The following is a 22,806-nucleotide window of genomic DNA, read 5'->3' on the forward strand; positions in this document are numbered from 1 at the left end:
AATAATAAACCGACACAATACGCCCGTTTTGGGAGAGTTACCCTTCACTTTGTGGGGGATATACAAAGAAAAATCGTTGTAAAACCTTGATTTTACAACGATTATCTACTTTTTGAAGGCTGTTCTGACAGGGAGTTTGAAACCCTCTTGAAGCCTTAAAGCGGAAGCGGGGGGATTCGAACCCCCGGTACGGTTACCCGTACGTCAGTTTAGCAAACTGGTGGTTTCAGCCACTCACCCACACTTCCATTCCATCTTGCTCTATCAGCAAGCGATTGCAAAGATAGCAAATAAATATTATATGGGCAAATATCTGCTCTCTATTATTTAGAAAACTGATGGTTTTACATTGAGCCCCGTGGTCTCCACCAGCCCTAGCATGAGGTTCATAATATGAATAGCTGACCCTGCAGCCCCCTTCATCAGGTTATCCATAGTGCTCACTATCAATAGTCTATTGCCATGTTTAGAGAGATGAATATGCAGGTCATTGGTATTTACCGTATCCCGCACATCTGGATATTCATCCACGAGGTGAACAAATGAGTGGTCATCAAAAAACTCCTCATAGAGTCGGCGAATCTCTGCAATACCTAGCGGACAATCAAGATACATAGTAGTGTATACCCCTCGAGTAAAGTTCCCTCTCATAGGGATCAATACAATCTCTGAGTCGAAGCTATTCTGGACATCCTTAAGTGTACGCCTCACCTCACCAATGTGGTGATGCTCCAGTGGTCTAAAGACATGGAAATTATCGAAGAGCATATCGTAGGTCAGTCCGCCCTCTGGCTTCGGACGAGCTAGGGCTTCCGTTTTACCAGCCACTGCCGTCACATGAATCTCGCTATTGAGTAGGAGATGTTTTGCTAGTGGCATAAGTGGGGTCTGAATTGCCGCAGCAATGGCTCCCGGTACAGAGACCCGAGCAGCTTTAGTGATGGCACGACGATTCCCCTCCGATAAGCCGTACACAAAGCCTGTCTCCTCTGCATTGGTGTGCCTGAACTCCTGAGAAAAATCAATCACTTTGAGCCCTTCTGGGATATCAAAGAGGTGAAGAAACTCTCTCGACGCAGCACTCTGCAGGCAAAGGAATAAGACATCAAGCCCCTCTAGATCTAGTCTGTCGGTAAAGTCGAGTGTCCTCATGCTGTTGAGGTCGTTGAATAGTTCAGCCACACTCATCCCAGCTCTCTGAGGTGAATAGATCATCTCCACGTGTACGTCGGGATGATTAATCAAGAGATTGTAAAGCTCACCTACAGCGTACCCTTCACTACCTACAATACCTACTTTATACATATCACTTCTTCTATTCTCCGTAGATCTTTTTCTTCTGTTCCGCAACGATAGGGTCAGTAATATAGTCATCGTAACTAATCATCTTATCTACGATGCCATGAGGACCAAGTTCTATCACACGATTGGCTACTGTATTGATAAACTCGTGGTCGTGGCTACTAAATAGTATAATACCTGGATAGTTAATCAAAGTATTATTGAAAGACTGGATACTCTCGAGGTCGAGGTGATTCGTAGGAGTATCAAGTATCAGTACATTAGCATCTTGGAGCATCATTCGCGCAATCATCACACGCATCTTCTCACCTCCCGAGAGTACTGACACTTTCTTTTTCAGCTCCTCTCCATTGAAGAGCATACGACCGAGGTAGCCCTTAAGATATACCTCATTAGTATCCTTGGCAAACTGTGAAATCCACTCCACGAGGTCATAATCAGTATTGAAGTACTCGCTGTTATCTAGTGGCAAATAAGCCGAGGTGGTTGTTTGTCCCCACTCATAAGTACCTGCGGCAGGCTTTTCCTTACCATTGATAATCTGAAAGAAGGCGGTCATTGCTCTAGGGTCATGAGAGAGGAATACAATTTTATCACCTTTCTCTACATTGAAGTCCAGGTTTTCAAACAACAAAGTCTGCTCTCCATCACCTCCAGCATAGGCTGTAAGTCCCTTTACTTCCAATATCTTATTACCCACCTCCCGCTCAGGTGTGAAGATAATACCTGGATAGCGACGAGTGGATGGTTTGATTTCATCCACATTGAGTTTCTCTATCATCTTCTTACGGCTAGTAGTCTGTTTACTTTTAGCCACATTCGCACTAAAACGACGGATAAACTCCTCCAGCTCCTTTTTCTTTTCCTCCGCTTTCTTATTCTGCTGTTGCTGCTGGCGCAAAGCCAATTGGCTACTATGGTACCAGAAAGAGTAGTTACCGCTAAAGAGCTGCACCTTGCCGTAGTCGATATCCACTGTATGGGTACATACAGAATCAAGGAAGTGACGGTCGTGGCTTACTACCAATACGGTATTCTCGAACTCCGACAGGTACTGTTCTAGCCACTGTACCGTCTCAAGGTCAAGGTCGTTAGTAGGCTCATCGAGTAGCAAATTATCTGGCTTTCCGAAAAGAGCTCTTGCGAGTAGCACACGTACTTTCTGCTTACCACTGAGGTCTGCCATCATCTGGTAGTGAAACTCCTCCTTCACCCCAAGTCCCGAAAGCAATTGCGCAGCATCACTCTCTGCATTCCATCCCTCCATCTCGGCAAACTTCTCCTCAAGCTCTGCAGCACGAATACCATCCTCATCACTGAAGTCTGGCTTAGCATAGAGGGCATCCTTTTCCTGCATAATATCCCACAGCACTGTATGCCCTGTGAGTACAGTATCCATCACCGTCTTATCGTCAAAGGCGAAGTGATCCTGACTAAGTACGGAGAGACGCTCTCCAGGCCCCATAGTCACGGCGCCTCTAGTAGGATCTAGCTCTCCACTAATCATTCGAAGGAGAGTGGACTTTCCTGCACCATTAGCCCCTATCACACCATAGCAATTCCCTGGGAGGAATTGCATATTTACATCCTGAAAAAGGACTCGTCCGCCAAATTGTATTGCCAGCTCGTTTAGTTGAATCATCTCTTATTGTCTAATATTTATATACTGGACAAAGATACCAAAATATGCTATCGGACGGAAGCACATAGAAGCACTATTATGTGGACTAATCTAATGAAAATAAATCCTTCCCTATCCGTTCACATTCTATTAGCCTGCATAATGCGACAGAAATGGAAAGAGCTGCTGGATTTCTCAACGTCATCCAACAGCTCACCAAAACTTACCTAACGTTCCGAATTTGTGGGCAACGTTTATCTTATAGCTACCATTGACAATCGTCAACAATAAGATTAAATTCTATTTACAAATGTAACAAGTTTTATCTACATCACAAAACATTCCAACAGAAAAGTCGTCAAGAAACCCTAAGAATAGGCTTCTAGACGACTTCTTCTTTATAGATTTACCACACTAGCGCTATCTATCCTTACACAATATTTCGGGCTTAGCGCTTTGCGAATATGCTACTGCAATCAGTCCGTAAGTGATGCGATTGCCTTTTTACGAGCCAAGAGGGAAGCCCCCATCACACCCGCATAGTGCAAGAGGATCGATTGTTTAAGTTCAGTGTCCTGATTCACCATATTCAGAGAGTATTTACGTATGGCACTCTGAATAGGCTGTATCAAGTAATCACCTACTTGAGCAAGAGGGCCTCCGATAACTACCACATGAGGATTAAATATATTAATCATATTGGCAAGGTGTAAACCAAGTTGTTCTCCCACCTCCTCAAGTATCTCGATACACAACATATCTTCCCTTCGTGTAGCCTCTATGAGGTCATCCAGCGTAATCTCCTCTATTTTCTTACCTTCATCAAGGAGTATAGAGCGATCCCCTGCCTTTACCCTATTGGTAAACTTGCGGTGCATAGCCAAACCCGATGCCTCGGTCTCGAGACAACCTTTCTTACCGCAGTAACAGAGCACCTCATTTTCGTAGCAATGCGTATGTCCAAACTCGCCACTGAATCCCGACTTTCCGGCATAAGGCTCGCCATTGATTATAATACCGAGACCCAACCCCCAAGTAACATTTACAAAGAGGAGGTTTTCGCCCTTCGACTTGTAGTGCAACATATACTCGCCAAAGGCGGCAGCACGTGCATCATTATCAATATAAGTAGGGATACCAAATATATCTGTAAACCTCTTAGCTAGTGGTACCTCATTAAAGTTAAAGTAAGTATAGCTATATCCAGTATGTGGATTCAGTCGGCCTATAATATTGATACCAATACTCACCACAGAGCTCCTAGGCACAACGATCTCATTGTCCAAATAGTCATTGACCAAATCAGTAATCGTATCAAGGCACTCTTGTGTATTGACAAAGTGAAATGGGACATCCATTTTAGACTGTACTTGATTTCCTGAGAAATCCATCAGCACAAAGTTCAGATGCGATGCGGTGAAGTCTACGCCAAGAAAATAGTAATCCTTATCCGTCAGACCAAAGAGAAATGGATGGCGACCTGTAGTGGCCTCCAACTTCCCAAAGTTTCTCAACAAACGATGGTCTACCAACTCTCCCACCATCTTACTGATAGTAGGTACGCTCACCTCTAAATGCTTTGCAAGTACAGGGAGGGTCTCAGGTCCATTCTCTACCAAGTACTCTACAATACGCTGTTTGTACTGCAGGTTTTTTGGATTTGTATCAAATAAATCTCTAAACTCGGATTCAGTCATATTAGTAATAATGTATGGGTTTTACTGAGCAAATATAATCTATTTTTCTGAAATAACTAATTTGCACATGAATTATTTAGCATAAAATTGAACACTTCTCTACCATTATTAAATTCTAGAGCCAGTAGAGATGTCACACCAAGAGCGCAGAAGCTGGAGCAAAAAGACATAGTTCTGATGCTCCTCGGGCACAAAGAGAGTCGCTAAGGGGAAACGAGCAACTACCCCGAATACTTGAGGCCAGATTAAGCCTCCTTTTTGGTAGGCGACTATCACATATTTTGGTAGATTTGTCTCAATATAGAACATGAAGTTATGAGAAAGATTAATATAGCACTCGATGGGCATTCGTCTTGTGGCAAAAGCACAATAGCAAAAGCTTTGGCGAAGCGCTTGGAATATACATACGTAGATACTGGTGCAATGTACCGAGGGATCACCCTTTGGACTCTTAGAGAAGGACTTTGGATAGAGGGCGAACCAAATAAAAGCGAGATAGCAAGACGACTGGGAGAGGTAAATATCTCTTTTGGTCAGACAGAGAGTGGGCAACACTTACTCCTTAATGGAGAAGATGTTGAGCGAGAAATTAGAGGGCTCGAGGTATCCAACCACGTAAGCCCGATCAGCACGATACCAGAGGTGCGGAAGTACCTCGTAGCCCAGCAGCAAGCATGGGTAGCAGCCAAAGGGGTAGTAATGGACGGCAGGGATGTAGGCACTGTGGTGATGCCAGATGCCGAACTTAAGTTTTTCGTTACTGCCTCTCCCGAGGTTAGAGCCAAGAGACGTTTCGAGGAACTGACCGCAAAGGGAGACAACGTAAATTACGAAGATATACTGACCAACGTTACAGAGCGAGACCGCATCGATAGCACTCGTGCTGTAGACCCTCTTCGCCAAGCAGAGGATGCCATACTACTGGACAATAGTCTACTGAGCAGAGAGGAGCAGCAGAGATTGGTTGAAGAAGTGGCAGAACGCGTTATCCGCGGGAATGACTCTGGAGTGCTATTAGTAGAAATTGATAGCGCATCTGGCTTTTGTTTCGGTGTGATAACAGCCATCAGTAAGGCTGAATCGGAGCTCAAGGAGAGCCAACCACTACACTCGCTAGGCGACATTGTGCACAATGGGGATGAGGTGAAGCGTCTCAAGCAACGTGGTCTACACTCCATCACCTACGAACGCTTACCCGAACTCAAAGGGAAACGAGTACTATTCCGTGCGCATGGCGAGGCACCTAAAGTGTATGCCGAAGTTGAGCGATTAGGGATTGAAGTGGTAGATGCTACGTGCCCTGTAGTCCTCGCATTGCAAAAGAGGATTCGGAGGAAATACGAAAATACCCGTGGCAATGGCACACAGATTGTCATCTATGGCAAGCACGGGCACGCAGAGGTTAATGGACTAGTCGGGCAGACCAATGGCGAAGCCATAGTGGTGCAGTCCATAGAGGAAGCAAAGAGACTGATAGACCCTCAGAGACCTATAGCACTCTTCAGCCAAACAACAATGGACATGGATAGCTTTGCTCAATTAGGAGATTTCCTCAAGGAGTATGTAGCTAAAGGCGTAGAGGTAGAGACCTTTGATACCATCTGCCGACAGGTCTCCAATCGTGTACCAGAGATTACAGAGTTTTCTCGCCGTATGGACTGGGTCTATTTCATCGCTGGTGCCCATAGCAGCAATGGCAAAGTACTCTATAATACAGCACAGAAGGCCAATCTCAATAGCTACTTCGTATCTTCACCCGATGAGATAACAAAACCCCTACCCTCATGGGTGCGTAGCGTGGGCGTATGCGGTGCCACATCTACCCCCATGTGGCAGATGGAGGCGGTGAAACAACGCATAGAGGAGATTGCGAAAGGAGGGAAAGCAAAATGATTAAAAGACTATTACTACTACTGATTACAATCATAGCTCTTGGTGGTTGCAGCAAGCCAGATGTAACTTCCATAAAATTACGTTTAGAGGTTATCATAGTAAAGGAGCACAAAGACCCCTCAGGTCGTTTCATCACTTGGCCACAGGGAGCTGATATCGAAAGTGATCCACCGATTCTATTAGATAAAATCAAAGACTTTACCTACGAGGAAGGATACAGATATATCCTACCAGTGAGAATACAATTAGAGAACGGAGAAGAGAGCTATAGCTACTTCGAGTGGGATGGTCACAAGCTAATCAAGGAGAAAAAATAGATGGAAGAGCTAGATAATAGATCTATTCTACAAGACCAAGAACGTGCTTGGTGGAATCCCCAAGAGCTATTCAGTGGCAGCAAAGCGATATGGGCTATCATGCTTTTCTTGATGTCCATCAGCCTTTGGATCGTCTTTACTTCGAGCAGTACAGATGCTTTTGAAGCTTGGTACAAGGGGAATAGTTTCTTCATGGTTATCGGCAAGCACATGATTTACATGATACTTGCTGTAGTGGTCTGCGTATTAGTTTCTCTCGTACCCCTCAGAGTGTTTCGACACTTTGCACCGCACTTGTTGATTCTCTCCGTGATACCTCTGGTATTGGTACCATTCTTTGGAGCCACGCTCAATGATGCTACCCGGCATCTAGTCATCTTCGGCATCTCCTTTCAGCCCTCCGAACTGGTTCGACTCACGCTCATCAATTTTACGGCCTCTCGGCTAAGGTTTAAGGATGGGCAACATGCCACTCCACGCAACTTCTTTATCATCTTCGTTCCTGCTATTCTTATCTGCGGTGTAATTGCGAAAGATAATATCTCTACTGCAGCTATCCTTGGTGCGGTAGTATATATTATGGCACTCATCGGAGGTGCCAATCGTATTTGGATGAGACGATTGTTTTTCGGAGCTATAGGCGGATTAGTATTACTGATTATAGTAATGGCGATAATCCCAAGCACCAAAGACAACGATGGCAATCGTCTTGCTACAGGTACTGCCCGCATAGAGCGCTTTGTTGCCCAGTTTGGCAAACCGATCAACAAAGAGACTTATAAACACGTAAATGGCGTAGATCAGCAGATTGTTGCAGCTCAAAAGGCAATCGCCAATAGCCATTTCATAGGCACAGGATTGGGCAAGAGCGAGATGCGACATGGTATGCTACCCGAGGCTTTTTCCGACTTCGTATTTAGTATTATCATAGAGGAGGGGGGTATACTTGCCGCCATGGCGGTTATCCTCGCCTACCTAGCCCTATTTTTTGCGGCAGGTGGTATCGGGCGAAAGACTACGAGCGTGTACCAGACACTACTCGTACTCGGTATTGGGCTCATCATCACCCTTCAAGCGATTTTGCACATGATGATCAATGTCCAGCTATTCCCAATTACAGGACAAAACCTACCCTTTATCAGTCGAGGTGGATCTAGCTATATAGTTACGGGCATGTACTTCGGCATCCTACTAGCCGTAAGTAAGCGCAATCAGGAGCGAATAAATAAACACCTTGCGGAGGTATCAGGCAATAGTGCCGTAGTCCCTGAAGTGGTTCCCGAGATAGAAGAAATAGACAACAGCATTGCACAGAATAAATATGAGTAATAAGCTTACAAGTGTAGTCATCAGCGGTGGAGGTACGGGCGGTCACATATTTCCAGCACTCTCCATCGCCAACGAGATAAGACGTAGATACCCCGAGTGCGACATTCACTTTGTGGGAGCAAGAGGACGAATGGAGGAGGAAAAGGTGCCGGCAGCAGGGTACGATATCATACTACTACCTGTGCAGGGCCTAAGCAGAGACAAAAACCCAATTAAGCTAGCCAAGACCATCTTCAGACTTATCAAGAGTCGCTTCCAAGTCCGAAGCGAACTCAAAAGACTACGCCCACAGATAGCCATCGGTGTAGGAGGTTATGCGAGTGCCCCCACCCTCATGGAGGCAAATAAACTCGGTATACCTACCCTTGTACAGGAACAAAACTCATTTGCGGGGAAGACCAATAAGCTAGTTGGCAAAAAAGCGGAAACCATCTGCGTAGCCTACAAGGATATGGAGCGCTTTTTCCCACACAAAAAGCTTATCCTAGCTGGTAACCCCGTACGCAAACAATTGGCAGAGATTCCGCCACACGCCGAGGAAGCCTACCAGCACTTTACCCTCGACCCCCACAAGCGCACCCTTCTGGTTATCGGTGGCAGTCTAGGTGCTCGCACAATTAATAAGAGCATCTCTGCCTTCCTCCTACAGATAGCAGAGAAGGAGCAAGAGATCCAGCTCCTATGGCAGTGTGGCAAAGTCTATATCGACGAGGCACGAAAAGCGATTAAGGATGCAGGTCTGGAGGGGCGAAAAATCCTTGTAACAGACTTTATCCAAAGGATGGACTACGCCTATGCCATTGCCGACCTAGTTGTATCGAGAGCAGGAGCTAGTTCTATTTCGGAGCTATGTATGCTGGGGAAACCTTCCATCTTGGTACCTAGCCCTAATGTGGCCGAAGACCATCAGACCAAGAACGCCCAAGCACTCGTCACCGATGACGCCGCCGTAATGGTGCGAGACATAGATGCAGAAAGCGAACTAATACCTAAGGCGCTTGAGCTACTAGAAGATCATCATCGGCTAGATACCCTAGGCGCCAATGCGCTCAAACTAGCGCTCCCGAATGCAGACAAGACCATAGTGGACGAAATAGAAAGGATTGTAGAAGAGAAAAAGAGGTAAGACCCAAAAAGATGAGTAAGAGATATTTCTTTATAGGTATTGGAGGCATCGGCATGAGCGCTATTGCCCGCTATTTTCTGGCTAAGGGCGAACAAGTAGGTGGTTATGATCGTATCCGCTCCAAGGTCTCTAGTGGACTTGAAGAGGCTGGAGCAGAAATCCTTTATGAGGATACACCCGGACTAATCCCCTCTGGATTCCAAGCCCCCAATGAAGTGGTAGTGGTCTACTCCCCTGCTATCCACATGGATAATCGCATACGTCAATACTACGCTCAGCATGGCTACGAGCAGATAAAGCGAGCTGTAGTCCTAGGGGAAATAACCCGCATGCAAGAGGCACTCTGTGTGGCTGGCACCCATGGCAAGACCACCACAAGCACACTTCTGGCGCACCTCCTAGAGCAATCCCATATAGGCACTAATGCTTTCCTTGGCGGGGTATCGCAAAATACGGGGAGCAATCTATACCTCCACGAGGAGAGCCCTTATGTAGTGATAGAAGCCGATGAGTACGACCGCTCCTTCCATCAGCTGACCCCGACCCACACCATCATCACCAGTACAGAGCCAGACCACCTCGACGTCTATGGCACTGCGGAAGCCTACCGTGAGGCGTTCCAAATATTTGCGGAAAAGACTAAGGATAATGGGCTAATACTTCTGAATGAAGAGGCTACACTGCAACCCCTACGTCCTCAGCTACAGCTCCGCACTTATGGGAAGTCGGCAGAGTGCGACTACTATTATAGTAACATTCACTATGAGGAGGATCAGCTCTACTTCGACTGGCACTACCCTGGAGGTTGCTACAGTAGGCTACTCATAGGTACACCCATAGAAATCAACGTACTCAATGCCACAGCCGCACTTGCTCTAGCACAGCACTTAGGAGCCACTGAAGAAGAGCTCAGAACTGGACTAGCATCCTTTCTAGGGAGTCGTCGTAGATTTGAGCGCTGGCTCAACGAACCTAACCACCCTATAATGATAGATGACTATGCCCATCATCCCGATGAAATCAGAGCATCCCTCAGCTCTATCCGCAGGCTCTACCCCGATAAAGAGATAGCTGTGGTATTTCAGCCACACCTGTATAGCCGAACCGCCGACTTCCTAAGGGAGTTTGCCTCGGCACTCTCTATAGTGGACAACGTGATTATGATACCGATATATCCCGCACGAGAGGAGCCGATACCAGGCGTCACTTCAGAAGCAGTGCTACGGTATGTGACTGCACCCCGAAAGGCATGCGTACCCAAAGCTGAACTGGTTGACGAGCTCAAGAAGCACCGGTTCGATATACTCGTTATGATGGGCGCTGGCGACATAGAATATCTATTGCCCGAGGTGCGTGATTACCTCCAGACTATCGAGCTATGAAACGCAAGCTACTCCAGTTTTTTCTATGGTTCATTGCCCTCTCGATGCTGGGAGGACTAGTCTTCGCCTACATTGCACTGCGGGGGCATTCCCGATATGCAATTCAGCCCAACCTTACTCGAGTGAAGATTGTAGGGGTAGACGAAGATGCGTTCCTCAAAAGAGAAGACATTATGGCGGTATTGCCTATATCGCTCAAAGACACTCTACCACAGCCTCTCTCGCTCTCCGAGGTAGAGCGTAGTATAAAAAGCCAAATACCCTATGCCAAGAAGGTCAGTGCTTTTGTCTCTCCTACCAATCACCAGATGACGGTTAAGGTTGATAGCCGTCGCCCAATACTTCGGCTCTACACTAATGATGGGGCATTTTACCTTGACGACGAAGGTACAGCGATGCGCACTAAGTCGGGAGTATCTATTTATATCCCTGTAGTCAAAGCTGACCACGCAGACTCCCTCACAATTCGCAATACGCTTTTCCCGCTAGCACAGTTTCTGAGCGAACACGACGAATGGAATACTTTCTTCAGCATGATAGAAGTAAAAGGAGATAACCGCATCCACTTCTACCCCCGTGTAGGAGACTATATCTTTGAGGTTCTAGGCACCAGTACCCTTGCAGAAGATCTACCCAAGATACATACCTTCTACACAAAAATTGTCCCTCAAGTAGGAGCCAATCACTACCAGTTGGTCAAGCTCTCATACGACAAACAAATCGTCTGCAAGCGAAGGCAAAAGCCATAGTGTACAGCGCTAAAAAGTCAACTATTTAGTGAGCTTAGTCAAGTAAATTAGGAAATGAGAGTCAACAGACCAGGGAAACCTCAGGCACGTAAGGTCAACTAGATAGTCAATTCCGTCTAAAATGGGTCAATAGATTCAGGAAAAGACGGATCCCGTAGGGGTGCAAAACCTCTCTCCCCTACCGGTTGACCGCTCTTACTATAACCCATGACCATTTAATATATACTAATTGAACCAATTGATATATACTAATTGACCCAATTAGTATATATTAAATTTGGTGATTAGTATATATTAAATGGTCATGTAAAGTATAGAGGGAGGTCATGCTTGGTATAGACAAGGTTTAGCTAGTAGCTATATTGCAATCTTAATAAAGGTAAAAAGAGGGGAATTCCTATTTACTTACGAAATTCTTTATTATGTTTGTAGTAACAAAAAAGGGGACAACAATTTTCACATTATAGAAGGATAATAAAGTATGAGTTTTCTGACAAATGACAAACTAGTAATCGTAGGAGCAGCTGGTATGATTGGCTCCAACATGGTGCAGACTGCAGCAATGATGCGTCTAACTCCAAACATCTGCATGTATGACCCATATAAGAATGGTCTAGAGGGTGTTTATGAGGAGATGCGCCACTGTGGTTTCGATGGTATGAACCTCACCTTCACAGACGATATTGCTGAGGCACTTAAGGATGCTAAGTATATCATCTCATCGGGTGGTGCACCACGTAAGGAGGGCATGACTCGTGAGGATCTACTAAAGGGAAATAGCGAGATTGCAGCTGGTCTTGGTCAAAATATCAAGAAGTTCTGCCCAGATGTAAAGCACGTAACCATTATATTCAACCCTGCCGATATCACAGGTCTTGTGACCATGCTACACGCAGGTATCGACCCACGCCGTGTAACTACTCTAGCAGCACTAGATAGTACTCGCCTACAGAGCGAGCTAGCTCGCCACTTCGGTGTAGCTCAGTCCGACGTGAAGGGCGCATACACCTACGGTGGTCATGGTGAGCAGATGGCTGTATTTGCATCTAATGCTACAGTAGCTGGCAAGCCTCTAAAGGATGTAATGGGTACCGAAAAGCTCGACAATGAGACTTGGGCAGAGATTCGCCGCAAGACAACTCAGGGTGGTGCTAATATTATCAAGCTACGTGGTCGCTCATCTTTCCAGAGCCCAGCATATTGCTCAGTGGAGATGATTGCTGCAGCTATGGGTGGCAAGGAGTTCCCATGGCCTGTAGGCACTTTCGTAAACAACGATAAGTATCAGAATATCATGATGGCTATGGATACCAAGATCGGCAAGGACGGCATCGTAAGCTACAATGTACCAAAGGGCACAGAGGCTGAAGTAGCTGAGCTTGACGCCAGCTATGCTCACCTTGTGGCTCTTCGTGACCAGGTGATTGGCATGGGTGTTATCCCTGCTATCGAAGACTGGGGGACCATCAATCCACACTTTGCTAAGTAAATAGCTCAAGAGGTAAAGACATGGGCAGCTCTTAGTGGACTTCTAAGGGCTGCCCATTATTTATAAGACTATATCTTGCACAAGTCGGTAATTTGTTATATCTTTGCCGTTGCTAAACAGCAACCTATATGCCCAGATGGCGGAATTGGTAGACGCGTTGGTCTCAAACACCAATAAGGTAAAACTTGTACCGGTTCAATCCCGGTTCTGGGCACTTCGGATTAAGTCCAATGTAATATTATTGTAGAGCCGTAATGTCTTACGGCTCTACAAGTTTTATAGTGTACCATTTTATTTGATATCGATATGGGCAACTATCTGAGTACAGACAAGAAGAAGATAACTGCTACTCGCTTTACGGCGATGAAAGGGCAGGGAGAGAAAATAGCGATGCTTACGGCATACGACTATACTATGGCTCGTCTGCTAGATGAAGCTGGAGTAGACTCGCTCCTGGTAGGCGACTCGGCAAGTAATGTGATGATAGGCAATGCTACTACCCTCCCTATTACTTTGGATGAAATGATTTACCATGCACGCTGTGTAGCGAATGGGGCTAAGCATGCCTTTGTCGTTGCAGATATGCCTTTCGGCACAGTGCATGGTGATCCTATGGTAGCCCTATCATGTGCTATCAGGATGATGAAGGAGAGTGGCGTGGATGCAATAAAAGTGGAGGGCGGTGCACAGATCATGGACTCGCTCAAGATTATCTTGGATGCCGGAATCCCTATCGTGGCTCACCTTGGTCTTACTCCACAGTCGGTAAATAAGCTAGGGGGCTATAGCGTACAAGCAAAAGAGGAAGCCGAAGCCGAACAGCTACTAAGGGATGCCCAAATGGTGGAGAGGCTAGGGTGCTGTGGCTTGGTACTAGAAAAGATTCCGAGTGAACTGGCGAAGAAGGTAACGGAGACCATCTCGATTCCGACCATTGGTATAGGAGCCGGCAATGCCACTGACGGACAGGTACTCGTATCTGCCGATATGCTGGGTATGAATATGGGCTTCAAGCCTAAGTTCCTCCGCCACTTCGCCGAAATAGGAGAAGCTATTCAGGGCGCTGTAGTCGACTACTGCAATGAGGTAAAAGCAGGATCATTCCCCAACGAAAGCGAGAGTTATTAATTCACCCTATGGATAAAATCATTAGCTTTGAGTGGTGGGAGCTACTCAACGAAGAGAGCATCACCCTTATCCTTGACTATATTGGGACTTTTGCCTTTGCTATCTCGGGAATTCGCCTAGCATCGGGGCAGAATATAGACTTATTTGGCGCTTACGTGATTGGTATGCTCACAGCTGTTGGAGGCGGAACTATTAGGGATCTTCTATTGGGACTAACGCCTTTTTGGCTTACTACCCCATCCTACGTACTTATCACGCTCATCTCTCTACTTGCCGTAATCGCATTTAGGAAACACCTAGTGAAGATACATGAGCAGCTCTTCCTTTACGACGCCATAGGGCTTGGCTTCTTTAGTATTGTGGGTATGGAGAAGGCAATCATGATAGGATTTCCCTTTTGGGTAGCACTTATGATGGGCGTGATTACTGGCTCTTTCGGAGGTCTTCTCCGTGATGTATCGATGAATCAGGTGCCTCTTATCTTTCGCAAGGATATATACGCCATGGCGAGCGTGGCTGGAGGGCTCGTATTTGGGCTACTAGATGCAATCGGCATACAGCATATCTTGGTACAGATAATTAGCGTCTTCGTGGTGATTGCCACACGAATGGTGTGTGTAAAGTACCATATATCGCTACCCGTTCTCAAGGGGACAGACTAACGTCAAAATCAAAAGGAGGGTGCTATTGTACGAACAGTAGCACCCTCCTTTTATACTATCAACAATGACTAGTAGAGCTCGTCTACTATATTAGTAATCACATCCATATCGGATAGTATCTGATCCTGCTTGGTGGCATGCTCGCCCAGCAAGTCAGTATCATAGGGAAAAGCGGTATAACAGGCCTTACCCAGTCCTGCCATAGACTTAATCTCGAACTTGTAGTGGTAGTTACGTACGACACCAAAGTAGCCCCCGTTATTGATATTACCATTGAGTTGTGCAGGCGTGAAGTGGGTAATCGGTAGCGCATAGTAGGTATAGCATCTGTGGAAATACTGGACATCATTACCCTCATATCCGCCCTCCTCCTCATCGGCAGAAGGAAGACTTCCATTTACGAGGAAGCGATTGGCAGCCTCCATAAGTCGCTTATCCTCATCGCTCTGTGAGCGATTATCCTTAGCTTTCTTGTAAAGCGCCAAAAAGGCTTTGGCTTCGTAGAAAGTACCATGATAGTTCACCCAACTCAGTCCTTTGTCTTTTAGCTGATCAGGGGTGAGCTTCTCCTTAATCGTTTTTGGTATCATACGCACTCTTATTATCAACCTCGTGACCGTATTGGACCGACTCTCACTACTTGCGAGAGTATTCTCAGGGATTGTGCGGTAGACATTCGGCACTTCAGGGTCTGTGGTATAATTGTTCTTTATTGTCGTTGTGGTGAGCTTAGTACGATAGATAAACTCGGAAGCCAGTTCGTCTATCCCCTTACTTGCGAAGCCAGTGTAATTGGCATCAATTGGGTACTTCAGCTTTAGCGTCTCCTCTATATGCTTATCGTACTCTGGGAAAAGAAGATATTTCCTACTCTGAACATCAGGGTAGAACTGCAGATTTTCATCAAGGAGCTCCATAGCGGGGTCATTCACCTTAGGCGTCCAAGCAACAGATGCTAGCGCATTGATAGCAGACAACTTTGCGGTTGGAAGAGAATATACCTTCGCTACCGCATTATCTCCGAAGAGCTCCTTGGTAACCGTAATTGGCTCAGAGACGTAATGGCTTTTCTGTAAGTAGTTTTTGTGAATATCCTCTTCATCGAGGTAGTTCATTGGTTTTTTTAGTTCAGAGAAGGGCTGCCCCACAGCAGTAGCTGCCTTAAGTTCAGAGTTTACTGTAGCAAAGACGTAAACGATATAGTTATCTGCCTTGATTCGCTCACTACCTCTCACCTTAAACGCCAAACCATCATCGGTAGTCGTAGTTGAGATATCCAAGTCGCCTCCACTAAACTCCCCCTTATCTGCAGATATATCTTTATCAAAGGCATAAACGACCTTATCGGGTTGCTTAGGGTCAGTTACGTTGACTGAGTAGAATACAATCCTCAAGCCCGAAAAGCTAACCCTGAGCTTCCGCTCTGCCTGAGCATCGGTAGGATAAGCACGAGTGCCTTTCTGAGAGAAGCTATTCATGCTACCGCCGAAGCTTACTTCAACAGTCCTTCGCCCATCAGTAGGAGCAGGAGTACCGCCAAGTTCTACACGTTTGTTACATCCTAAGAGTAGGAATAATAGCGCAATAGCGCATAAAAGATGTGTCTTCATTTTCTTAGTAATTATAGTTATTAATTATTGCCCCCTCTATGCTACGCTGCTGAGAGTGTAGATAGAGGGGGCTGATATTATTGGTCAATGATAAGCATTACAAACCGAGCTTCGTTCGAATAGCCTTAGGTATAGCGTTTTTATTAACTACAATGTTCATTGTTTTACCAGCGACAAAAGACTCGGATACATACCAGATACCCTTATATGCACCAGCCTCTCCCCATGAGTTCTTAACCATATAGAACTTCTTACCTGTCTGGTCTTTAGCGATACCATAGATCACCATTCCGTGGTCATCGGTAGTAGTGAAGCCATCATAGCCAGCTTGTCTCCATTCCTGTGTTACCTTAATCTCAGGAGTGCCTGGAGTACGTACAAGTTCTTGTATCATAGACCTCTTGTCGCTAGGGCTTGCGCCTATCCAGCGTGCCTGATCCGAACCTGTAGTCTCTGCAGTCTTCACATCCACAAGAATACCGAGACCATCGCGGTTAAAACCAACCTCGCTTACATCAGCACCCCAAGCGATACCGTAACCATTATTTATAGCGTTGTCGAACACCTGCATAAACTCATCTAGAGGGAGGTTGTATGACGATGAATTTCTCCAGTTATCAGGAATCTCCAAGATGAACTTCTGGTAGAAAGGGTGGTGGGTAAAGCTTGTCAGCGATACATAGTCATCCATATTAAGTCCTATAGACTTTGCGAAGCTCTGTGGCGTATAGGTCTTTCCTTCGTAAGTAAAGCTCTCAGGAGCCTCGCCTAGATATGAATCAATGATACCACCAAATGCCTTTTTCCAAGCCGTGGTCATACCATTATTATCGGTATCCTTTACGATAGCATTGATATATGCCTCTGCCACCTTATGTAGCTCGTTATGATTATGGCGCTCGGTACCATACTGGAGGCCTGTCATCTCACTCATGGGCACAATGCCGTAGTGCTTTACAGAGTAGAGGACATCATAAAACGATCCACCAGGACCGAAGTTGGCATAGCCATGATAGCGAAGATAGTTCTCTGCCTTGTCCCTATAGGAGTGAGACACCACATGCATGGGAGAGAGCACAACGCTCTTGCCTGTGGCACGAATAGCCTCCATCTCGAGAAAGCCAAGACCACTGAAAGCCCAGCAAGTGCTAGAGTTAGCCTGGTTCTGGATCGCAGTGATAGGAAGCTCCTTCTGAACGGTGAACTGATACTGCTCCTTTTGTGCCATCGCTGGCGCTGTAAGCCCGAGAAGCAAAACGAGCGTAGTAAGAACTTTAGGAATACGATTCATTTACTTACTGATTAATGGTTATATAAAAAATTACTTAGATTACAATTACCGAGGGTAAAGCTCCAGATCATTAGTCATGGCTTGCAACCAAGGGTTATCCTTGGTAAGGAATGCCAACTTCTCCTGAGGGGTCTGAGGCCCAGACTCTACCTGCTGTACATCCACGTCGATAGTGATGCCAATCTGGTCATTCTGTAGATCATCATGGAGCGTCTGCAAAATCATATCCATCACCTCCAAGACTTGCTGGCGATGGGTATTGCTCTGCACCACAATATTGATCCTGTGGTCTGTCGACTTGGCAGGCAGATTACGCTCCAAAACTTGTCGTGCAATAGGCGCCTTGACCAGCGAAGTCACCTTGCGCCAACTCCGCTGAAGGTCTTCCTCCGAATAATCCTCCGACCTATTGAGTTCCTTTCCGCCCTTATCCTCTTCCTTATGCGCACCGAACTGCTTCCCCGTAGCTATGTTGATGCCAAACATCTTCTGTGCGCCACTCCCTTGAGGGGGCTTCTTACGCTCTTCCTTGGGGGTAGTTGTCGGACGCGTATAGACCTGCTGCGGCTGGCTCATCTGCCCTACTCCTCCTTGCGGATTAGCCGTTGGCGGTATAGCAGTTTGCTGAGGGGGGTGCGGTGCAGATGGCTTAGCACTCTCCGTGGGAGCTGGATGAGTAGGCTCTACCGAAGGAGGTGTTGCAAGCGGACTATTACTATTCATCTCGCACATCTTCATTAGCGCCACCTCTAGCGCAAGCCGCTTATCTCCACTGCTCTTGTATTGCGCACCAAAACTACTGCTCACTTTAAGGTAGTTCCAAAGCATATAGGCTGGCGTATAGGCCGCAGCCTTCTGCATACGCTCTCGAATGGACAAAGGTGTCTCCACTAGATAAAGTGTCTCCGACGATTGTGCCAAAAGTACATTGCGGAGAAATGCAGAGAAACCTCGCATGATGATATCCCCCTCATATCCTCGTATGAGTAGGTCATTCACAAGCGTTAGTGTCTTGGGGTATGACCCCTCAGTAACATAGTAGAGCAACTTGAAGTACTCATCTTCATCCAGTAAGTTGAGATTTTCTCGCACGCCTTGTAGGGTAATCCTCCCTCCTCCAAAGCCAGCAATCTGATCAAACATACTGAGGGCATCGCGCATACCTCCATCTGCCGCAATCCCTATCATCTGAAGCGCTTCGGGCTCAGTGTAGATCCCTTCGTTCTGCGCAATCCACTGCAAGTGATCGGCAATATCATGGGCTGTGATTCGACTAAAGTCGTGTACCTGACAGCGCGATATAATTGTGGGCAGCACCTTGTGCTTCTCCGTTGTTGCTAGTATGAAAATAGCATGAGCTGGAGGCTCCTCGAGCGTTTTAAGAAAGGCATTGAAAGCACTACTAGAGAGCATATGCACCTCATCGATAATATACACCCGATACTTACCACTTGTAGGTGCGATGTATACCTGATCTATCAATTGACGGATGTCATTGACAGAGTTATTGGATGCTGCATCCAGCTCCATAATATTATAAGAGCGCTGTTCATTGGCGGCTATACAGCTCTCACACTCATTGCATGCCTCTCCTGATGGCGTACGGTTTTGGCAGTTTATCGTCTTGGCAAATATCCTTGCGCACGATGTCTTGCCCACTCCCCTTGGTCCACAAAATAGATAAGCATGAGAAAGCTTATTTTGCTCAATAGCATTCTTCAGCGTAGTGGTAAGGGCTTTTTGCCCCACTACACTTTCGAACGTACTCGGGCGGTACTTCCTAGCCGATACTACAAAGTCACTCATTATCGTACTTAGAGAGAAGAAGCATCGAAATTAATAGGTAATAGAAGCCTACAATCATCTACGATTTTCACTGAATTTGGTCCGGCTAGATATACTGGGAAGGGATGTTTGTACCTATCTGCTGTCTCCAAAATTACCTGACGGCATGCGCCACATGGTGCTGCCACAGCAGCGTACTGGTTATCTCCCCTCATGGCGGTTACCACAAGAGCGACCACAGGATCATCAGGATACTGAGCACCTGCGTAGAAGAGCGTGGTACGCTCGGCACATAAACCAGATGGGTAAGCGGCATTTTCCTGATTGGATCCAGTGACTATCCTACCACTCTGTAGCCTAACTGCCGCACCTACTCTAAACTTTGAGTAAGGGGCATAAGCATCACGAGCAATAGTACGAGCAGCATCTACTAACTCACGCTCAGCACTGCTTAGCTCGTCAAACTCCTTCTCCACTACTGGCACCACGATTTCACTCTTCTTCATCTTCGTCTACATAAGTTGGTTTCACTTGCAGGGTAAAGATACCAATTTATTACCCAATCCTAAAATATTATTTGAGTACGAAATCTCAAAAACCACAGTAAAATAGGACGAAGCCATCTTCACGAAATACAGAAATAGGGAGCCAACAACCGTCTTATACGGAACCGCAAAAACGTTCGTTGGCTCCTAGCTGCCCGCGCTATATTAAGCATATGACCATTTAATATATACTAATTGAGTGATTTGATATATATTAAATGGTCTAATTAGTATATATTAAATCAGATAATTAGTATATACTAAATGGTCATGAGGTATACCGAGGGCGGTGTATGGGTAGAGGTGAAAGGTTTTTCGCCCCTACGGTATCCGTCTTTTCCTGAATTTAGTTGACCATTTTCGGGGCAATTTAACTATCTAGTTGACCTTACGTGCCTGAGGTTTCACTGGTCTGTTGACTCTCATTTCCTAATTTACTTGACTATGCGCACTAAGTGGCTGACCTTTACAAGGCTGTACGACTCGCAGTGCTCTGCTAGAACGCTTCATCGTCTACGTACATATATACAAAAGAGCTATGCAAGCACATGCCCGCATAGCCCTTTTGCGTTTTGTGGGGACGGAGGTCGTCCATTCCCTATTGTTAGCTGTCATATTAGCGACAGGAACCTATTACTTTTCACTTAGGAAGTCCATTGAGCGAGTGATAAAGCTATCGAGAGCTTCACCCTTGAGGAGACCACTAGAGAGAAGTCCGAGGTCAATCAATTGAGAAATAACCTTATGGTTATTACCGAATGCCTTGTAGACTTCGGAGAGTTTCTCATCGATTTCGCTAATCTTATCATTGGTGGCAGATAGATCGTCTCGGAGTGTCTTCTTCTCTTCATCACTCAACTTGTCATCGTCTAGCTGCTGATGAATAGCTGCCACTCTAGCCTCCTGACCACGGTGATCGGCTTGAAGCGCCTTGTAGTCTTCGCTCTCCGTCTCGTTGAAAACGACTGCTATGCCCCTTACTACAGGGTGATCAAGGTTGAGGTTCACCACATAACTATCTGGCAACTCGCCATAGAAGTTCATCCCCTGCTGCATAGCAGCCATGTCCTTCATACGACGCATATATTCACCTTGAACCAGTACAAGCGGTTTGGCATCCTTCCCTTGATGACTTGTCTGGACAGATAGCATCACCTTATCTTCCTTTGGCAACTGCTGTTCGAATAGATGCTCAAGAAGTCTCTTATCCTCCTCAGATACCTCAGCATGGTCACCCATAGTGCTGTCTTTCTTAATCAGGTTGTCGATAGTATCGCTATCAACCCTTACAAAGTGAGACTGTGCCACCTTTTGCTCAAGCATGCTAATAACGTGGATATCTAGCTGACCATCCATCAAAAGCACATCGTAACCACGGTTATTGGCTGCCTTGATGTAGCTGTATTGCTTTTCAAGATCTACGGCATATAGGTAGACGACGTGCCCATCCTTATCCGTTTGCTCAGAGCTTATCAAATCGCGGTACTCAGCGAGGGTATAGTACTTCTTCTGAGTATTCTTGAGAAGGGCGAACTTCTCTGCCTTCTCGTAGAACTTCTCATCGGTAAGCATGCCATATTTGACGAAGAGATCAAGTACTTCCCACTTCTCCTCGTAAGTCACACGGTCGTCCTTGAATAGCTCTGCGAGCTTGTCGGCTACCTTGCGAGTAATATATGAAGAAATCTTCTTCACATTATGATCCGCTTGAAGATAGCTTCTGGAGACATTGAGGGGAATATCGGGAGAGTCAATGACGCCATGTAGGAGCATTAGAAAATCTGGCACAATGCCTTCGACAGAGTCGGTAACAAAGACCTGGTTAGAATAGAGTTGGATCTTATTTTTCTGTAAATCCATATTGCTCTTGACTCTAGGAAAGTAAAGGATACCAGTGAGGTTAAAAGGATAGTCAATATTGAGGTGAATCCAGAAGAGCGGCTTTTCGCTCATCGGATAGAGCATCTGATAGAAGTCTTCATACTGCTTATCCTCTAGCTCACTAGGCATCTTAATCCAGAGAGGCTCGGTAGCATTAATCACGAGATCCTTATCGGTCTCCATTTCCTTGCCATCTTTCCACTCTTTCTCTTTACCAAAGACTATAGGCACAGGGAGGAACTTAGCGTACTTCTCTAGTAACTGGCGAATACGTGTTGGCTCAAGGAATTCTTTGGACTCCTCATCGATATACAGAATAATATCGGTACCACGTGGACGCTTCTCGGCTACCTCCATAGAGAATTCAGGGTTGCCTTCGCAGATCCAACGGATACTATCCTCTTCTTCCCGGTAGCTCTGGGTGTAGATCTCGACCTTACGAGAGACCATAAAACTAGAGTAGAAGCCTAGACCAAAGTGACCGATGATGCTGGCAGCATCGTCTTTGTACTTCTGGACAAACTCCTCGGCACCGCTGATAGCTATCTGATTGATGTACTTCTCAATCTCATCGGCACTCATACCGACACCTTTATCACTTATGATAAGCTTATCACCATCAATCTTTACCTCTACCTTGAGATCATCCATTGGACCACTGTACTCTCCTTTACTTGCTAGAGTACGTAGCTTTTGGGTGGCATCAACGGCATTAGATACTATTTCACGCAGGAAGATCTCATTATCACTATAGAGAAACTTCTTGATGATTGGGAACATGTTGTCGCTCTGTACCCCAATCTTACCATTCTTCATTGTCTTGTCACTCATATTATATACATATGCTAATATTATACTTTCAAGCTCTATATATGCAAAGTCGGTGCCAAGACAGGGAAGACTGACAAAAAGAACCACTATTATTGCGGTATAGACATATAAAAAAGGAGGTCGTAGACCTAAGCCTACGACCTCCTGTCTGATTTAGTATCCGATTGG

At 45.9% G+C, this 22,806-nt stretch carries 17 protein-coding genes, 2 tRNA genes and 1 pseudogene; 11 read left to right on the forward strand and 9 right to left on the reverse strand.

What is annotated here, in order from left to right; all coding sequences use genetic code 11:
- Positions 1-161: 161 nt before the first annotated feature.
- The 4 genes from A3GG_RS0105620 to A3GG_RS11965 all read right to left on the reverse strand — a co-directional run bounded on the left by A3GG_RS0105620 (position 162) and on the right by A3GG_RS11965 (position 4,620).
- Positions 162-248, reverse strand: a tRNA-Ser gene (locus tag A3GG_RS0105620).
- Between the two features lie 79 nt (positions 249-327).
- Positions 328-1,305, reverse strand: coding sequence for an N-acetyl-gamma-glutamyl-phosphate reductase (locus A3GG_RS0105625; protein WP_018358345.1), 978 nt, complete (start codon positions 1,303-1,305; stop codon positions 328-330).
- A 10-nt stretch (positions 1,306-1,315) separates the two neighbouring features.
- Entirely contained in the window at positions 1,316-2,944 is a 1,629-nt protein-coding gene (locus A3GG_RS0105630; RefSeq protein ID WP_018358346.1) for an ABC-F family ATP-binding cassette domain-containing protein, read from the reverse strand.
- Positions 2,945-3,399: 455 nt separating this feature from the next.
- A complete protein-coding gene (locus A3GG_RS11965; RefSeq protein ID WP_018358347.1) occupies positions 3,400-4,620 on the reverse strand; it encodes an ROK family transcriptional regulator in 1,221 nt (406 codons plus the stop codon).
- A gap of 315 nt (positions 4,621-4,935) precedes the next feature.
- On the opposite strand from A3GG_RS11965, the pseudogene cmk reads away from it, so the two are divergent.
- The 11 genes and pseudogenes from cmk to A3GG_RS0105685 form a co-directional block, all read left to right on the forward strand.
- Positions 4,936-5,538, forward strand: a pseudogene (gene cmk, locus A3GG_RS13845) ((d)CMP kinase); the annotation flags it as partial.
- Positions 5,539-5,628: 90 nt separating this feature from the next.
- Positions 5,629-6,513 (forward strand): 4-hydroxy-3-methylbut-2-enyl diphosphate reductase, encoded by an 885-nt coding sequence (locus tag A3GG_RS13850; protein WP_026215660.1) that lies wholly within the window; start codon positions 5,629-5,631, stop codon positions 6,511-6,513.
- The gene (locus A3GG_RS0105645; RefSeq protein ID WP_018358349.1) at positions 6,510-6,830 is read left to right on the forward strand and encodes a DUF4377 domain-containing protein; all 321 of its coding nucleotides are present in this window, start codon (positions 6,510-6,512) and stop codon (positions 6,828-6,830) included. Before A3GG_RS13850 ends, A3GG_RS0105645 begins: the two co-directional genes overlap by 4 nt.
- The gene (locus A3GG_RS0105650) at positions 6,831-8,159 is read left to right on the forward strand and encodes an FtsW/RodA/SpoVE family cell cycle protein (RefSeq protein ID WP_018358350.1); all 1,329 of its coding nucleotides are present in this window, start codon (positions 6,831-6,833) and stop codon (positions 8,157-8,159) included. It begins immediately after the preceding gene.
- On the forward strand, positions 8,152-9,285 hold the full coding sequence (gene murG / locus A3GG_RS0105655; RefSeq protein WP_018358351.1) for an undecaprenyldiphospho-muramoylpentapeptide beta-N-acetylglucosaminyltransferase: 1,134 nt from the start codon (positions 8,152-8,154) through the stop codon (positions 9,283-9,285). Before A3GG_RS0105650 ends, murG begins: the two co-directional genes overlap by 8 nt.
- Positions 9,286-9,296: 11 nt before the next feature.
- Complete coding sequence (murC, locus tag A3GG_RS0105660) at positions 9,297-10,667, forward strand: UDP-N-acetylmuramate--L-alanine ligase (protein WP_018358352.1); 1,371 nt, start codon at positions 9,297-9,299, stop codon at positions 10,665-10,667.
- Positions 10,664-11,416, forward strand: coding sequence for a cell division protein FtsQ/DivIB (locus A3GG_RS0105665; protein ID WP_018358353.1), 753 nt, complete (start codon positions 10,664-10,666; stop codon positions 11,414-11,416). The genes murC and A3GG_RS0105665 overlap by 4 nt, the downstream gene beginning before the upstream one ends.
- Before the next feature lie 481 nt (positions 11,417-11,897).
- Entirely contained in the window at positions 11,898-12,905 is a 1,008-nt protein-coding gene (locus A3GG_RS0105670; RefSeq protein ID WP_018358354.1) for a malate dehydrogenase, read from the forward strand.
- Positions 12,906-13,035: 130 nt separating this feature from the next.
- A tRNA-Leu gene (locus A3GG_RS0105675) sits at positions 13,036-13,119 on the forward strand.
- Positions 13,120-13,211: 92 nt separating this feature from the next.
- On the forward strand, positions 13,212-14,033 hold the full coding sequence (gene panB, locus A3GG_RS0105680; RefSeq protein ID WP_018358355.1) for a 3-methyl-2-oxobutanoate hydroxymethyltransferase: 822 nt from the start codon (positions 13,212-13,214) through the stop codon (positions 14,031-14,033).
- An 8-nt stretch (positions 14,034-14,041) separates the two neighbouring features.
- Positions 14,042-14,695: a trimeric intracellular cation channel family protein gene (locus tag A3GG_RS0105685; protein WP_018358356.1), complete on the forward strand. Its 654-nt coding sequence runs from the start codon at positions 14,042-14,044 to the stop codon at positions 14,693-14,695.
- Positions 14,696-14,763: 68 nt separating this feature from the next.
- Here A3GG_RS0105685 and A3GG_RS0105690 read toward each other — a convergent pair whose 3' ends face one another.
- The 5 genes from A3GG_RS0105690 to htpG form a co-directional block, all read right to left on the reverse strand.
- Positions 14,764-16,305 carry a fimbria major subunit gene (locus tag A3GG_RS0105690; protein WP_018358357.1) on the reverse strand — a complete coding sequence of 514 codons (1,542 nt, stop codon included), beginning with the start codon at positions 16,303-16,305 and terminating at the stop codon, positions 14,764-14,766.
- A 97-nt stretch (positions 16,306-16,402) separates the two neighbouring features.
- A complete protein-coding gene (locus A3GG_RS0105695) occupies positions 16,403-17,596 on the reverse strand; it encodes a C1 family peptidase (protein ID WP_018358358.1) in 1,194 nt (397 codons plus the stop codon).
- Between the two features lie 45 nt (positions 17,597-17,641).
- The gene (gene dnaX, locus A3GG_RS0105700) at positions 17,642-19,402 is read right to left on the reverse strand and encodes a DNA polymerase III subunit gamma/tau (protein WP_018358359.1); all 1,761 of its coding nucleotides are present in this window, start codon (positions 19,400-19,402) and stop codon (positions 17,642-17,644) included.
- An 8-nt stretch (positions 19,403-19,410) separates the two neighbouring features.
- Positions 19,411-19,887 (reverse strand): cytidine deaminase, encoded by a 477-nt coding sequence (locus A3GG_RS0105705; protein ID WP_018358360.1) that lies wholly within the window; start codon positions 19,885-19,887, stop codon positions 19,411-19,413.
- Positions 19,888-20,559: 672 nt separating this feature from the next.
- Entirely contained in the window at positions 20,560-22,623 is a 2,064-nt protein-coding gene (gene htpG / locus A3GG_RS0105710) for a molecular chaperone HtpG (protein WP_026215662.1), read from the reverse strand.
- Positions 22,624-22,806: the final 183 nt, after the last annotated feature.

Source organism: Porphyromonas levii DSM 23370, from assembly GCF_000379925.1.
GTDB classification, from domain to species: domain Bacteria; phylum Bacteroidota; class Bacteroidia; order Bacteroidales; family Porphyromonadaceae; genus Porphyromonas_A; species Porphyromonas_A levii.